Origin of the sequence: Salinicola salarius (assembly GCF_003206135.1) — a bacterium.
Taxonomy (GTDB): domain Bacteria; phylum Pseudomonadota; class Gammaproteobacteria; order Pseudomonadales; family Halomonadaceae; genus Salinicola; species Salinicola salarius.
Genome location: NZ_PZJT01000021.1, coordinates 40,224 through 54,591, shown reverse-complemented (window position 1 = coordinate 54,591; position 14,368 = coordinate 40,224). Strand labels below are relative to the sequence as shown.

The 14,368-nt window shown below is 62.3% G+C and carries 14 protein-coding genes; 5 read left to right on the top strand and 9 right to left on the bottom strand.

Annotated features, from left to right (window positions below; genetic code table 11):
* Positions 1-13: 13 nt before the first annotated feature.
* The 4 genes from DOM32_RS16245 to rdgB form a co-directional block, all read right to left on the bottom strand.
* Positions 14-868 carry a 23S rRNA (adenine(2030)-N(6))-methyltransferase RlmJ gene (locus tag DOM32_RS16245; RefSeq protein WP_110636452.1) on the bottom strand — a complete coding sequence of 285 codons (855 nt, stop codon included), beginning with the start codon at positions 866-868 and terminating at the stop codon, positions 14-16.
* An 87-nt stretch (positions 869-955) separates the two neighbouring features.
* Complete coding sequence (locus tag DOM32_RS18290; protein ID WP_071232504.1) at positions 956-1,633, bottom strand: YiaD family glycine zipper/OmpA-like lipoprotein; 678 nt, start codon at positions 1,631-1,633, stop codon at positions 956-958.
* A 78-nt stretch (positions 1,634-1,711) separates the two neighbouring features.
* Positions 1,712-2,923 carry a radical SAM family heme chaperone HemW gene (gene hemW / locus DOM32_RS16235; protein ID WP_420876627.1) on the bottom strand — a complete coding sequence of 404 codons (1,212 nt, stop codon included), beginning with the start codon at positions 2,921-2,923 and terminating at the stop codon, positions 1,712-1,714.
* Positions 2,920-3,546, bottom strand: coding sequence for an RdgB/HAM1 family non-canonical purine NTP pyrophosphatase (rdgB, locus tag DOM32_RS16230; protein WP_420876626.1), 627 nt, complete (start codon positions 3,544-3,546; stop codon positions 2,920-2,922). Before rdgB ends, hemW begins: the two co-directional genes overlap by 4 nt.
* A gap of 444 nt (positions 3,547-3,990) precedes the next feature.
* Here rdgB and DOM32_RS16225 point away from each other — a divergent pair, with 444 nt between their 5' ends.
* Positions 3,991-4,668 (top strand): LuxR C-terminal-related transcriptional regulator, encoded by a 678-nt coding sequence (locus DOM32_RS16225; RefSeq protein WP_110636447.1) that lies wholly within the window; start codon positions 3,991-3,993, stop codon positions 4,666-4,668.
* A 94-nt stretch (positions 4,669-4,762) separates the two neighbouring features.
* Here the strand turns inward: DOM32_RS16225 and DOM32_RS16220 are convergent, their stop codons facing one another.
* The 5 genes from DOM32_RS16220 to DOM32_RS16200 all read right to left on the bottom strand — a co-directional run bounded on the left by DOM32_RS16220 (position 4,763) and on the right by DOM32_RS16200 (position 11,105).
* Positions 4,763-6,325 carry a bifunctional aminoglycoside phosphotransferase/ATP-binding protein gene (locus DOM32_RS16220; RefSeq protein WP_110636444.1) on the bottom strand — a complete coding sequence of 521 codons (1,563 nt, stop codon included), beginning with the start codon at positions 6,323-6,325 and terminating at the stop codon, positions 4,763-4,765.
* 31 nt (positions 6,326-6,356) lie between these two features.
* A complete protein-coding gene (gene hemL, locus DOM32_RS16215; RefSeq protein ID WP_110636441.1) occupies positions 6,357-7,646 on the bottom strand; it encodes a glutamate-1-semialdehyde 2,1-aminomutase in 1,290 nt (429 codons plus the stop codon).
* A gap of 21 nt (positions 7,647-7,667) precedes the next feature.
* The gene (gene thiE / locus DOM32_RS16210; protein WP_110636438.1) at positions 7,668-8,378 is read right to left on the bottom strand and encodes a thiamine phosphate synthase; all 711 of its coding nucleotides are present in this window, start codon (positions 8,376-8,378) and stop codon (positions 7,668-7,670) included.
* 2 nt (positions 8,379-8,380) lie between these two features.
* On the bottom strand, positions 8,381-9,208 hold the full coding sequence (gene thiD, locus DOM32_RS16205; protein ID WP_110636435.1) for a bifunctional hydroxymethylpyrimidine kinase/phosphomethylpyrimidine kinase: 828 nt from the start codon (positions 9,206-9,208) through the stop codon (positions 8,381-8,383).
* Between the two features lie 145 nt (positions 9,209-9,353).
* Positions 9,354-11,105: a chloride channel protein gene (locus tag DOM32_RS16200; RefSeq protein ID WP_244179953.1), complete on the bottom strand. Its 1,752-nt coding sequence runs from the start codon at positions 11,103-11,105 to the stop codon at positions 9,354-9,356.
* A 285-nt stretch (positions 11,106-11,390) separates the two neighbouring features.
* On the opposite strand from DOM32_RS16200, the gene erpA reads away from it, so the two are divergent.
* From erpA to DOM32_RS16180, 4 genes are all read left to right on the top strand, one after another.
* On the top strand, positions 11,391-11,744 hold the full coding sequence (erpA, locus tag DOM32_RS16195) for an iron-sulfur cluster insertion protein ErpA (RefSeq protein ID WP_087720425.1): 354 nt from the start codon (positions 11,391-11,393) through the stop codon (positions 11,742-11,744).
* Between the two features lie 265 nt (positions 11,745-12,009).
* Positions 12,010-12,771 (top strand): transporter substrate-binding domain-containing protein, encoded by a 762-nt coding sequence (locus DOM32_RS16190; protein WP_244179952.1) that lies wholly within the window; start codon positions 12,010-12,012, stop codon positions 12,769-12,771.
* A gap of 140 nt (positions 12,772-12,911) precedes the next feature.
* Positions 12,912-13,580 (top strand): amino acid ABC transporter permease, encoded by a 669-nt coding sequence (locus DOM32_RS16185; protein ID WP_110636429.1) that lies wholly within the window; start codon positions 12,912-12,914, stop codon positions 13,578-13,580.
* Positions 13,577-14,368: an amino acid ABC transporter ATP-binding protein gene (locus DOM32_RS16180; RefSeq protein WP_110636426.1), complete on the top strand. Its 792-nt coding sequence runs from the start codon at positions 13,577-13,579 to the stop codon at positions 14,366-14,368. Before DOM32_RS16185 ends, DOM32_RS16180 begins: the two co-directional genes overlap by 4 nt.

Genomic DNA, 14,368 nt, shown 5'->3' with positions numbered 1-14,368 from the left:
CCGTAGCCCGTAGCTAGAAAGTCTCGGCCGTCCACCACTCGCCATGATGTCTGGCGCCATCGGCAAGCATCGGGGCCAGCGTGGAAAAGGCGCGATCAAGCTCCCGATCCAGCTGCCACGGCGGATTGAGCATCAGCAGGCCGCTGCCATACATGCCGCGGTCGGCGATCGGTTCCCGGATCTGCAGTTCGCTACGCCACAGCTTGGGAATGCCAGCCTCTCGCAGCGTTGCCAGCATCGCCTGGTGGCGCCCCGCCGGCAATAGCGGATACCACACCAGCACCACCGCATGACGTACCTTGCGTACCACCTGACGCAACGTCTCGGCGACCTCGTCATACTCCGCCTTGCGTTCGTAGCTCGGGTCGATCAGTACACACAGCCGCGGCGTGGAGACCGGCAATCCTTTCACCAGCCCCTTGAGGCCATCCGCCTGCCGCCGCTGCACGGCGCTGTCGGTCGCCAGGGCCTGATCGGCCAGGTGCTGGTGTTCACCCGGATGCAGCTCGAACAGCGTCAGCCGATCCTGCGGACGTAGCGCCGAACCCAGCCACCAGGGCGAGCCGGGGTATCGGCTCAGCTCGGCACCTGGCTGCAACGTCGCCAGCGTCGCCAGCCATTCACCCACCGGCGAATCGGCAGGAATACCGCGACGACGCTGCCATAGCCGTTCGACGCCTTGGCGATATTCGCCCAGTTTCTGCGTCTCCGGCGCGGCCAGCGGATAGAGCCCGCGGCCGGCATGGGTATCGACGAAGCTGATGGCGGAAGACTTTTTCATCATGGCCTGGACGAGTTGCCGCAAGCCAAGGTGCTTGTGGACGTCGGCGAAATTGCCGGCATGATAGGCGTGCTGGTAGGCAAGCATGGGGATCCATCCATCAAAAAGGGCGTGGCTGTTGGCCACGCCCGGATTCGAGACCGATCATCGGCCGTCTCGGGACGGCCTTGGGTCTCAGGACTGCTGTGTCGGCGTCAGCGTGATCTCGACGCGACGATTCTGGGCACGGCCCGCCTCGGTGTCGTTGCTGGCGACCGGGTTCGACTCGCCGTAGCCGACAGCGTTGATGCGCCCGCCATCGACGCCACCCTGTTCGAGATAGGTCGCCACCGACTGCGCACGCCGTTCGGACAGCGTCTGGTTGTAGCTGTCGGAGCCGGTGCTGTCGGTATAGCCTGCCACGTTGATGCGCGTTTCCGGATAGGAGCGCAGCACCGCATTGACGTCGTTGAGCGCCTGGCGTGCTGCCGTCTTCAGATCGCTGGCGTCGACGTCGAAAGTCACGCTGCTCGGCATGTTGAGGATCAGATCGTTGCCGTTACGCTCGACGCCGATGTCCGTACCGTCGAGGCGATTGCGCAGCTCTTTCTCCTGGGAATCCATGTAGGCGCCGACTCCGCCGCCGATCGCCGCACCGGCCGCCGCACCGATCAAGGCGCGATCCCGAGTGCTGCTGCCGCCGTCGCCGGTCAATGCACCCGCGACCGCCCCGGCGACCGCCCCAATGCCGGCACCGCTCCAGGTCTTGGTGTTGCCGCTGCTCTGCTGCTGGCCATCGGTACCGGTGGAAGCACAGCCGGTCACACCAACCGCCACGGCAAGCGGAATGGACAACCAGAACGTCTTTTTCATCATCTTCATGCTTGAGGAACTCCTTGCTGGCAAATCATCACGTCTTACCTGTCGCCAGAAAACGTGACGACGAATCCATCACTGCTCGGCCCTCGTTCGAGGATCGACGCCGTTGGTCGAATGCGCTTCATCGAACAGCGCGAGCAGGTCGTTCAAGAATAACAGGCCTTGCGGGGTCGCTTGCAGACGCGACGGCGTCTCCATCAACAGTCCTTTCTGTCGCGCCGGCTCCAGGCGAGGCGTCAGTTCAGACAATGCCCGACCGGTATGGTTTACCCAATCCTCGGCGCTCACGCCTTCGGTCAGGCGCAAGGCGTTCATTAGAAACTCGAGCGGCAGTGCCTGGTCGTCCACTTCCTGACCACCGGCCACGAAGCCGCGCGGGTCGTCGAGACGGCGCAGGTAGGCGTCGGGCTGGCGCGTTTTCCAGCGACGTTCGATACACCACTTCCCTGCCGAGTCGACCCGGGAAAGTTTGCCGTGCGCACCGGCGCCGATGCCGAGATAGTCACCGAAACGCCAGTAATTGAGATTGTGGCGCGCCTGCCGCCCGGGCCGGGCGTAGGCGGAAATCTCGTAGCGGGAGAAACCGGCTGCCTCGATCCGTTCGTGACCGGCGTCCTGGATATCCCACAGCCGCTCTTCATCGGGCAGCGCCGGCGGATGGGAGAAGAATTCGGTATTGGGCTCCAGCGTCAGCTGATACCACGACAGGTGGGTGGGCTCGAGCGCCAGCGCCGTCTCGATATCCTGCAGCGCCGTCTCCAGCGTCTGCCCCGGCAGGCCGTGCATCAGGTCCAGATTGACGTTGTCGAACCCGGCATTCCGAGCGCTGCGCATTGCCCGCACCGCCTCGTCACCATTGTGAATGCGACCCAATGCTTCGAGCTGTGCGGCGGCGAAACTCTGTACGCCGATGGATAACCGATTGATTCCCGCCCGGCGGTAGCCCTCGAAGCGGCTCTGCTCCACCGTGCCGGGGTTGGCTTCCAGGGTGATTTCGATATCCGAAGCGAAGGCCAGCCGCGCGCGCAGGCCATCGAAAAGGCGCTGGTAGGCCGCCGGAGAGAGCAGGCTTGGCGTCCCGCCGCCAATGAAGATACTGACGATCTCGCGGCCTTGAACCGCCGGCAGGTCGTGATCGAGATCCGCCAGCAGCGCTTCGACGTAACGGGACTCCGGCAGCGCCGCGCCGTGACCCACGCCATGCGAATTGAAATCGCAGTACGGACACTTGCGCACGCACCAGGGCACGTGGATGTAGAGCGCCAGCGGCGGCAAAGCCATCATTCCGAAACCTGTCCCGATTCCTTGAGCTGCGTGATCAGCGACTGCAGCGCACGTCCCCGGTGACTCAAGCGGTTCTTCTCCTCGGCGCTGAGTTCGGCGACGCTCATGCCACACTCGGGTATCCAGAAAAGCGGATCGTAGCCGAAGCCGCCATTACCCCGCGGATACGCCAGGATGTCGCCTTTCCAGTCGCACTGGACGATCAGCGGCACGGGATCGTCGGCATGCCGCAGATAGACCAGCACACACCAGTAACGCGCCGTGCGTTCCCCTTCGGGAACATCCTTGAGTGCCGCCAGCAGCTTGGCATTGTTGGCCGCATCCTTGGATTCGCCGTTGTTCGATTCCCCGGCATAGCGGGCCGAGTAGATGCCCGGTGCCCCTGCCAGTGCGTCGACTGCCAGCCCGGAATCGTCGGCCAACGCCGGCAACCCGCTGGCACGGGCGGCGGCTCGCGCCTTGAGGATGGCATTCTCGACGAATGTCAGTCCGGTCTCTTCCACATCGGTCACGCCGAAATCCGACTGCGGTTGGACACGCAGACCGAGCGGGCCTAGTAGCTGCTGGAATTCAGCCAGTTTTCCACGGTTGCCACTGGCTACGACCAGGTTATCAATCTGCACGCTCATGGGCTCCTGTCAGAGTCTCCTGCCAAAAGCGGTCATTCTACGGGGCTCGGCGATCGGGGCATAGCGCCCCTTATTATTGCCATTGAAGTTCCCACTACCGCCGGTAATGAGAAAACTCAAAAATTCGCCTACTGGTCATTCCTGTTTTGTAGAGAGGAAAGCGTGCTTTTTCTGGGAATGGAAACAATGTTTTTTAATTAATTACCGCTAACATGACCATAAATCTATGATTTTTAGAGGAAATATCAAAAAATTACAGAGTCCTTAATTGTTCCTGCGGTGTCACGGTTTGAAAAGTTAGATGCCCTATATTTACAACGCATGGGTTTTATTAACACTATTGGGCTCCAACAATCGCGGAAGGCAGTCGATTACCTAGCCAGGAATCACAACGAAAAGTGTAAAAGACTAATTAAAATCCTTCGAAGGGATCAGACCATGAACACTGAAAACACCGATATCGTACTTGTTACGGATTGTAACTCCCAGTCTGTACTATTTTTGGACTACATCCACCAGAAAACCGGGTGCCGCGTCTCGGCACTCAGTCCCCAGGAGCGTTTTCCGGTGGCTGAGGGACGCCACGTTCTCGTCCTGTTGGATGGAGATCACGTTCAGGAAAAGGACTTACTGGCCTGGAATACCAGAGCCGAAGAAAATAACGCGATCATTCTGTCGGCCTTCAATGTTCGCGATAACAAGCAGGTCATGGAACTGTTGATCGGTATCCACCTGCGTGGCGTGTTCTACCGGCAGGACAATCTCGAGCTTATTTGTAAAGGTATTGTCAAACTAATGGAAGGCGAGCTGTGGATTTCTCGGCCGCTCTCCGCGATGTTGATAGACTTTTACCGTCGCCAGCAAGTCAATACCTATCGACCGGTATGTGGCCTGACGCGACGTGAGCTGGAGATCGTTACCCTGCTGGTATCGGGTGCCAGCAATACGGAAATCGCAGAAAAACTGTTCGTGAGCGAACACACGGTCAAGTCGCATCTCTACAACTTGTTCCGCAAGATCAACGTTCACAACCGCATCCAGGCCACCAACTGGGCGCGACAGAATCTGGGCACGATTCCGGTCATGGCTTCACGTTACGCCAACGGACGCCGCTGAACGCAAGTAGCAATAGCAATAGCAATAGCAATAGCAATAGCAAGAACCTAATTTCAATCCACAGGGAAACCCTACCGGCTTCCCTGTGGATTTTTCAGTTCAGCCGCATGCGTTCCTGGATCAACGAAGCCAGCGTCAGATTGGCATCCGGCGCCGTCGTGTCGAGATGCACGAGATGGGTCGTCTCGTCGCTGGCAAACGGCTCGAAGCGTTCCAGTTGCTGTTCAAGAATCGCAAGGCTGCTTTCCGAAGGTTCTCCGCTACGTCTGGCACGCTTGACGATGCGAGCCCGTAGTGTCGCCCGATCCGCTTCGAAACTGACGATCAAGACGGGAAGCCCGCGCTTCTCGGCCTCGAACCGAAGCCGCTTGCGCTGTTCCAGCAACAGGCAGGTGGCATCGATACACGCCGGCAAACCGGCTTCGAGTACCGTGCCCGTCAATTCGGCGAGACGCCGATAGGTCTGGTCGGTGGCCTGCTCGCTGTAGACGGCGTCGGCATCGTCGGGCGCCGCCGTGAAGTCGAACAGACGCTTGCGCTCGACATCGGACCGGATCCGTACCCCACCCAGACGCCTCACGATCTCCTCGGTGAACCGGCTCTTGCCACTGCCGGAGACACCGACCGCCAGGATCAGGTAAGGGAAGCGGAACTCGCTGTACTCCTGAGCCATGGACAGATAACGGCGGAAGACCTCGATGGGCTCGCCCCCGGGCAGGTCGTCGATCATGCCGGCGTCGTGATCCCTGACCAGTTCGATCCGTGCGCGCAACAGCGCCCGGTAGCGCTTGTAGAAGTTGAGCAGGCGGACCGCCTGATAATCCCCGGACAGCTCGAGATATCGATTGAGCGCATAGTGCGCGAACTCGTTCTCGCCGCGGGCTTCCAGGTCCATGATCAGGAAGGCCAGTTCGCAGGCGACATCGCACCAGCGCAGGCGATCGTTGAACTCGATGCCATTGAACAGGATCGCCTTGCCCTCGAAGCGCACCGCATTGCCCAGGTGAATATCACCGTGGCTTTCGCGAATGAAACCGCCTTCCCAGCGTGACTCGAGAATGGGTTCGAGCCGCGAAAAACTCTCCAGCGTCAGTGTCCTGACCCTGGCCAGCTGCTCCTGATCCTGCGGCGATTCCAGCAGCGGCTCGATCGTCTCGAACTCGTTGACCAGCATGTCGCGAATGCTCGAAGGCGAGCCCAGCGGGTTATCGCCGGACACGCTGGGCGCCGACTCGTGCAGCGCCACTAGCTGATCGATCAGATCGTCGATCAGTTCCGCCGAGAGTTCACCGCTGGCCTGCAGCGAACTCAGCAGATGGCGGCTGCTGAACTGGCGCATCTTGACCGCGTACTCGATCGGCGCGCTGTCGTCGTTGACCCGCGGCGACGTCTCGGACCCCGAGATCGCGACGCAGCCGATATAGAGCGCAGGCGCCACGCGACGGTTCAGCGCGACTTCCTGCTCACAGAGGCGACGTCGCTTCTCCAAGGTCGAGAAATCGAGAAAACTGCCGTAATCCAGCGATTTCTTGATCTTGTAGGCGTAGTCGCCGGTCGATACCACCCAGGAGATGGGGGTTTCGAACACTTCGACGGCGCCGATCGGATGATCGAAACAATCACTCTCCTTGAGCGCCTGTATCAGCGTTCGGCTCATGCGTCGTCTCCCTGTCAGTCGCGTTCGTGTCTCATGGCTGACGCATGGCGGCGAACGCCCGCTCGCTGGCCAATAAGGTCGTCTGAATATCGTCGTGGGTGTGCGCGCTCGACATGAATCCGGCTTCGAACGCGGAAGGAGCCAGATAGACGCCGGATTCCAGCATGTGCGAAAAGAAATCGCGAAATGCCTGCGCGTCGCAAGCCATGGTCTGGCCGAAGTTGTCGACCCGCTGCTGCGCCGTGAAGAATAGCCCGAACATACCCCCGGCGCGCTGCGTGATCAGATCGATACCGGCATCGCGGGCACGCGCCTCGAGACCTTCACACAAGGTTTCCACGCGGGTGGAAAGCGCCTCGTGGAAACCGGGCTGACGTATCTTGCCGAGCAGGGTGATACCAGCCGCCATCGCCAGCGGGTTGCCCGACAGCGTGCCGGCCTGATACACCGGCCCCAGCGGGGAGATCTGCTCCATGATGTCGCGCTTGCCGCCGAAGGCACCGACCGGCATGCCGCCGCCGACGATCTTGCCCAGACAGGTCAGATCCGGCGTGATGCCGTAATGGGCCTGAGCGCCGCCCAGCGCCACGCGGAACCCGGTCATGACCTCATCGAAGATCAGCACGCTGCCGTGGTTGTCGCACACCTCGCGCAGCGCCTCCAGGAAGCCGGGCTGCGGCGGGATGCAGTTCATGTTACCGGCCACCGGCTCGACGATGATCCCGGCGATCTGCTCGCCGATGGCTTCGAAGCACTCGTGCACGGCTTCGATATCGTTGTAGGCCAGCGTGATCGTATGCTCCGCCAGCGATGCCGGCACCCCCGGGGAGCTGGGCTCGCCGTGGGTCAGCGCACCGGACCCCGCCTTCACCAGCAGCGAATCCGAATGGCCGTGATAGTTGCCCTCGAACTTGACGATCTTGTCGCGCCCGGTGTAGCCCCGCGCCAGGCGAATCGCCGACATCGTCGCCTCGGTGCCGGAGTTGACCATTCGCACCATGTCGATGGAGGGGATGATCTCGCAGATCAGATCGGCCATGGTGGTCTCGATCGCCGTCGGCGTCCCGAAGGAGAGGCCGTTGTCCAGGCGTTCGCGAACGGCGTTCAACACCTCCGGGTCGGCGTGACCGGTGATCATCGGCCCCCAGGAGCCCACGTAGTCGATGTAACGCTTGCCCTCGACGTCGAATAGATAGGCGCCCTGGGCGCGCTCGACGAAGACCGGTGGCTGCGCCATGCCCTTGAAGGCACGTACCGGGGAATTGACGCCGCCGGGGATATGCCGGCAGGCGCGTTCGAACAGTTCGGCGGATGTCGTCATGGTGTTCTCTCTAGCAAAGTTCTACTGACATCGATCGATGACAGGCTTTCCATCGATGGCGGAATTCGACAGGGGCGCCTCGGCGAGAATGGCATTGAGCTCCTGCACCGCGCGGGCAATATCCGGCGCACCGAAAATAGCATGGACCACCGCCAGCATCTCGGCGCCCGCCGCACGAGCCCGACTTGCGGTACCCGCATCGATACCGCCGATCGCCACTCGCGGCAACCCCAGTGGCGCGACTTCGTCGAGTATCGACAGCGGCGCTGGCGCCGCTTCCGGCTTGGTCCGGGAGGCAAAGAAGCGTCCGAATGCCAGATAGCTGGCGCCGGCATCGGCCGCCTTGCTCGCCAGCGTCGGCGAATCGTGGCAAGTCGCACCGATGATGGCGCGGCCGCCCAGCCGCTGTCTGGCAGCCGCCAGCGAGACATCCTCCTGGCCGACGTGCAGGCCGATGACGTCTCCCCAGCGCTGCTGCAGTCGCAACGCCAACTCGAGATCGTCGTTGACGATCAACGGCACCGCATGGCGTTCGCAGAGTGCCGCCAGCGCGTCGCCCTGCCGCTGGCGCCGATTCGTGTCGACAGACTTGTCGCGATACTGCAGCAGCACGATACCGGCTTCCAGCGCCGCTTCGCAGCCAGCTAGCAGGGTTCGATCATCCGGCAGCAGATGGCTGTCGGTGATCGCGTAGAGCCCGTTCAGGGCCGATGGATTCGAGCGTGTCGGCATCATCATTCCAGCGTGGCATCGAAGTCGGGTGCGCGCCAGACCCGGTCCGGCAGATACTGGCCCTGGCCCAGCGCCAGACCGTTGTCCAGGGTATCCCAGGTGAACCGCTGAGCCTGGGCACAGGCCGCGGCCAGACCCTCGCCGGCGGCCAGTCGGGTCGCCAGTGCCGAGGCCAGCGTGCATCCCGACCCGTGATAGTCGGCCGGCAGCCGCGGCCACTGCCACTGACGATTGAGCTCCGGGGTGTGCAGGGTATGCACCACGTTGCCCGCCGTCGCTTCCCCGTCCAGCGGATCGGTGCCGGTGACCAGGACTGCGGCGCAGCCCAGCGACATCACCTCCACCACCCGCGCCACTTCGTCGGCATCGGCGCTGGCGGAGAGCAGCGTCAGCTCGCGCCGGTTGGGCGTCAAGATATCCACAAGGGGTAGCAGCCGGTGACGAATCGGTTCGAGCAAACCGGGTGTGGATAACTCGGAACCGCCACCGCTGCGCAAGACGGGATCGACGATCAGCGGCGTGCCGGGGCTCATCCGGGCGACATCGATCACCGCCTCCAGCACCTCGAGATTGGGAATCAGCCCCACCTTGATGGCCGCGATGCGGAAATCGTCGAACAGGGCGCGCGCTGCACGGCGGACGAAATCGCCGCTGCAGGGCTCGACGCTGATCACGTCGCGGGTCGACTGGACGGTCATCGCCGTGGGCACGGTCACCGGCCAGCCGCCGCAACCTCTCACCGCCTCGGCATCCGCGACCAGTCCTGCGCCGCCGCTGGGGTCGTGGCCCGCCAGAATCATCACCACGGGTTTGTCGTCGTAGCGAATCATGATGCCCTCCTCGGGACGTTCGTCACCGCTCGGGATCGTGTGGCGAGGCAACCTGTCGTTTCTCGCATGGGGTTCTCCTCATCGATCGCTTCGGTGTGTCCTGAGTGCCAGCGCCCGGCAGCGCCTAGACGGCCATCCCGCTACGTCAGCGCTTACGTCGATAATAGTTCTCGATCGCCTCGCGAGTGATGATACCGGAAATCTTGCGGATCATCGGCGCCGTGGTGTGTTCGACGTAGAGCGCGTCGAGACCGGATTCGTTGAGCGTGTCGTAGGCTTCGGACAGCGTCGCTTCCAGATGCACCGGCGCCAGGTCGAGCCGTTGACCGGGCACTTCTTCGAGATCGATCTGCTCATGCTCCGCGAGCCACGCCTCGTCGTGCAGTACCCGCGCCAGATGGGCGGCCTTCATCGCCAGGGGCGGCTTGTCCCTGTCCTCCTGCATGATCACCAGCCAGGTCGGCTTGGAATCGAGCAGCGCCTTGGCCCGGTCGTGGTCGATGACCCGAGGCGTGCGCACCAGGTTACGCTCCATCACGGCCGGCACGGCGACCCGCGACAGCGCCTGCATCAACGGCTGCTGCAGCGGATGAAGCCCCTGCTGGTTGAGGCTGGATAAAAAGAATCCCTGGCAGCGGCAGAGCTGGCGTGCCGTGAGCACCGCCACCACCACCGCCAGCATGCCGGGCAACATGATCGCCGAATTGCGGGTCAGTTCCAGCAGCGCCAGCAAGGCGGCCAGAGGGGCCTGCAGCGCCGCCGCCATCATCGCCGCCATGCCGAGGACGGCATAGAGATTCGGCGTCGTGACCACGCTCGGCAGCAGGGTACCGCCGACCATTCCCATTACCGCGCCCACGGCAGCGCCGGACACCAGCATCGGCCCGATCACGCCTACCGGCACACCGCCGGCCAGGCAGATGCCCGTCAATGCCAGCTTGATCACCGCCAGCACCAGCAGCACGTCCAGGGCCATTGGCCCGTTGAGCATCTGTTCCAGGCTGTCGTAGCCGATCCCCTGCACCTGCGGATACCACCACGCCACGGCCCCGGTCAGCGAACCGACGATGGCCAGACGCAGAGCAAACGGGATTCGGGCAATCGACGCATGCCCCTGCGCCAGCCGCACGAAGCCGCCAGCCAACACGCCCACGACCAGCGCCGTCAACACGATCCAGGGCAGGTCCAGCAGCGAATTGAGCTGCAATGGCGGCACACTGAACGCGGGTTCGGCCCCGTAGACCGTCCAGGAGACCAGCGCGCCCATGGTGGCAGCGAGGATCACCGGCATGAAACCGGCAATGGTGTATTCCATCATCACCACTTCCATGGCGAAGATGACGCCGGCGATCGGCGTGTTGAACGAGGCGGAAATCCCCGCCGCCGTACCGCACGCCACCAGTACACGAAGACTGTTGTGGGGCAGACGCAGACGCGAGCCGATCCAGCTCGAGGCCGCGGAACCGAGATGGATCGCCGGGCCTTCGCGGCCGGCCGACAGCCCGCCGATGACCGAGATGACGCCGACCCACCACTGATTGATCCAGTTGCGCAGCGGCATCTTGCCCTGATGGTAGGCGAGACGCTCGATGACGTGCCCGATCCCCATCTTCAGCGCGCGATTGGGCTGCGGCCACAACCAGATGCCGATCAGAGCGACGGCGATCAGCGGCAGGCCCGCGCGAAATGCCGGCGGCAAGGTTTCGAAGGCTTCCGGATTGTCGCCGGGAATGAAGAACAGCGCGCCGAATTCCAGCAACAGACGGAACACGACCATGACGGTGCCGGTCAGGATACCGGCGAGCGTCCCCAGCAAGCAGAGTTGCGGCATGGCATCGACGCTCGCCAGCTGGCGCCGAAAACGTTCGAGATTGAGGCGTGGGACGAACCGCGGCACGCGTGACAAACCCCTCTCCTTGCCCGATCCGGATCGCTCGTCTTCCGTGCGCGATACCTGTCCAGGCCGACAGCCACGCCGTGCGAGCGGTTAACGGGAATGACATCATACACCTATCCACATCGGACAGTGGAGGACGCCGACGGCGCTCGAATGCGGCAGCGCCCATTAGTTGACCCTTTTACTTGGTATTAACGATAATGGACATCAATCGGGCGAATTTCGCCCACGTCATTTTCGATAAGCCGGTCTCGGCCCATGACCGGCACGCACGGGAGCGTGACGATGAGCACAGTGGAGTCTTTCGCTCCAACCCCGATGTTCTTCACCGATGCCGCTGCCAAGCGGGTCAAGGCGCTGATCGCCGAAGAGAACAATCCAGCCCTGAAACTGCGGGTCTACGTGACCGGCGGCGGCTGCTCGGGGTTTCAATACGGCTTCGATCTCGGCGACCAGACCGCCGAGGACGATACCGTGATCGACAACGATGGCGTCAGCCTGGTGGTGGACGCTCTCTCCTATCAATACCTGGTCGGCTCGACGGTGGATTTCGAGGAAGGCCTGGCCGGTGCCCGCTTCATCATCAAGAACCCCAACGCCCAGTCTACCTGCGGGTGTGGCGCCTCGTTCTCGGTCTGAAAGGCCAGCCAGCACAACCGGGGGTTCAAGCCGATGAGTTCGAGCGCCGCTCGAATCGGAAGGCATGATCAAGGCGAAACCGAGAAAACGACTCGGACGCGGGTCCGAGTCCACGAGCCTCATGTCACGATTTTCACGCGTCCGGACGAACGCAGCCATTGTCGAACGACACCTAGGTCGACTTGACGTTGAGTAACAATTTTCCTCAAGGTAGTGGTCGATTGTCCAAATCGAACAATGACTAGAGGAACCTATGAAAAACAACATGACTCCGAGCCAATGGCTCGCCATTCCCGCCTTCGCCCTCGCCCTGGGTGCCTCCAGTCTGGCCTCGGCACAGGACACCACTCTCAAGGCCGTCACCGATCCCAGCTTCGTGCCGTTCGAAATGATGGATCAGGACAGCGGCGAGATGGTTGGCTTCGATATGGATATCCTGCACGAGATCGCTGACCGCGCCGGCTTCAAGGTCGATCTCAATACCATGGACTTCAACGGCATCATTCCCGCCGTGCAGACCGGCAACGTCGATCTGGCGATCGCTGGCATCACCATTACCGATGAACGCCAGGAGATCGTCGATTTCAGCGACCCGTACTACGATTCCGGGCTGCGAATCCTGGTATCCGACGGTAGCGACATCGACTCGCTGGACGATCTGGAAGGCAAGCGCATTGCCACCAAGATCGGCTCCACCAGCTACGACTATCTGCAGGAAAACCTTGGCGACGATGCCGAGATCACGCCCTATCCGGGCAGCTCCGACATGTACATGGCCCTGATGGGCGGCAGCGCCGATGCCGTCTTCTACGATGCGCCCAACGTCGGCTATTTCGCCAAAACCAAGGGGCAAGGCAAGGTCAAGACCGCCGGCCCGCTCTATGAAGGTCAGCAGTACGGCATCGCCTTCGCCAAGGGCAGCCAGTGGGTCGAACCTGCCAATGAGGCACTGAAGGCCATGCACGAAGACGGTACCTACGACAAGATTCACGAAAAGTGGTTCGGCGCAGCACCGGACGCCAAATGATCGATCGAACCTGACCCCGGGGCCGGCGCCACAAGCGCTGGCCCCGTTTTTTGTGGTTACCGTGACTGCAAAAGCCATTCTGGAAGGCCTCATCGCAGGGCGGTGAGGTCTTTCATCTCGTTGCCAAACGGAGATACCCCGTGGAGTTCAACTTCCAGTTCGACTGGCAGGCGGCGATCGAATCCCTGCCCTTTCTACTCAAGGGTCTGCCCTACACCCTGCTCATTTCCTTTGCCGGTCTGGCGATCGGCTTCCTCATCGGCATTATTTTCGGATTGATGCGAATCGGCCCCACGCGCTGGCTCCGCTGGCCCGCCGTGGTCTATGTCGAAGTGTTCCGCGGTACGCCGGTGCTGGTCCAGGTGCTGTTCATCTTCTATGGCCTGCCCACCCTGCTTGGAGGCCCCATCAATGCGCTGACGGCGGGTATCGCCGCCATCGCCCTCAACGCCGGTGCCTACATCTCGGAAATCGTGCGCGGCGGCGTTCAATCGATCGAACGGGGGCAGCGTGAAGCCGGGCTGTCGCTGGGGCTGTCGCCACCCCAGACCTTTCGCTACGTGATCTGGCCTCAGGCACTGCGCCGCATGATTCCGGCACTGGGCAATCAGGGCATCGTCAGCATCAAGGACACCTCGCTGTTCTCGGTCATCGGCGTCGGTGAGCTGGTTCGCCAGGGACAGGTCTATATCGCCAATACCTTCACCGCGCTGGAGGTCTACTTCATGATCGCCCTGCTCTACCTGGCGATCACCCTGAGTCTGTCGTTGGCTCTGAGTCTGCTCGAACGCAAGGGGTTGGTGGGATGAACGATAGCGTAACCAGTCAAGACACCGACCGGACGGCGGATGCGTCGCCGATCGTCCGGCTCGACAAGGTCGACAAGCACTTCGGCAACCTGCACGTGATGCAGGAGATCGATCTCAGCGTGGCCCACGGCGAAGTCGTGGTGATCATCGGCGCCAGCGGCTCGGGAAAATCGACCCTGATCCGCTGCGTCAACGGGCTCGAACCGTTTCAGTCCGGGCGTATCGAAGTCGACGGCAAGACCCTGATGCCCAACGGCGCCAGCGGCAAGTCCCTGCAGGCGGTGCGCACCGAAGTCGGCATGGTGTTCCAGCAGTTCAACCTGTTCCCGCATCTGTCGATCCGCGACAACGTCACGCTGGCACCGCGCAAGGTCCGCGGCGTCACGCGCGACCAGGCCAACGCCATCGCCGACAAGCTGCTCGAACGGGTCGGCATTGCCGATCAGGCCGACAAGTATCCGACCCAGCTCTCCGGCGGGCAGCAGCAACGCGTGGCGCTCGCCCGAGCGCTGGCCATGGAGCCGCGGCTGATGCTGTTCGACGAGCCCACCTCCGCGCTGGATCCGGAGATGATCGGCGAGGTGCTCGACGCCATGCGCGAACTGGCCAACGACGGCATGACCATGATGATCGTCACTCACGAGATGGGCTTCGCTCGCGAGGTCGCCGATCGTGTGGTCTTCGTCCACGGCGGCCAGATCGTCGAGCAGGGCCCGCCGGAGCAGCTCTTCGATCATCCCCGCCACGAACGCACGCAAGCGTTCCTTTCACGGGTGCTCAAGCACTAG

Coding starts and splice junctions, on each gene's coding strand:
- thiD (WP_110636435.1), bottom strand. CDS start 9,208: ATGATTCGCTACGACGACAAACCCGTGGTGATGATTCTGGCGGGCCAC.
- erpA (WP_087720425.1), top strand. CDS start 11,391: ATGAGCACAGTGGAGTCTTTCGCTCCAACCCCGATGTTCTTCACCGAT.
- hemL (WP_110636441.1), bottom strand. CDS start 7,646: ATGACGACATCCGCCGAACTGTTCGAACGCGCCTGCCGGCATATCCCC.
- DOM32_RS16245 (WP_110636452.1), bottom strand. CDS start 868: ATGCTTGCCTACCAGCACGCCTATCATGCCGGCAATTTCGCCGACGTC.
- DOM32_RS16180 (WP_110636426.1), top strand. CDS start 13,577: ATGAACGATAGCGTAACCAGTCAAGACACCGACCGGACGGCGGATGCG.
- DOM32_RS16225 (WP_110636447.1), top strand. CDS start 3,991: ATGAACACTGAAAACACCGATATCGTACTTGTTACGGATTGTAACTCC.
- DOM32_RS18290 (WP_071232504.1), bottom strand. CDS start 1,633: ATGAAAAAGACGTTCTGGTTGTCCATTCCGCTTGCCGTGGCGGTTGGT.
- DOM32_RS16190 (WP_244179952.1), top strand. CDS start 12,010: ATGACTCCGAGCCAATGGCTCGCCATTCCCGCCTTCGCCCTCGCCCTG.
- DOM32_RS16220 (WP_110636444.1), bottom strand. CDS start 6,325: ATGAGCCGAACGCTGATACAGGCGCTCAAGGAGAGTGATTGTTTCGAT.
- thiE (WP_110636438.1), bottom strand. CDS start 8,378: ATGCCGACACGCTCGAATCCATCGGCCCTGAACGGGCTCTACGCGATC.
- hemW (WP_420876627.1), bottom strand. CDS start 2,923: ATGATGGCTTTGCCGCCGCTGGCGCTCTACATCCACGTGCCCTGGTGC.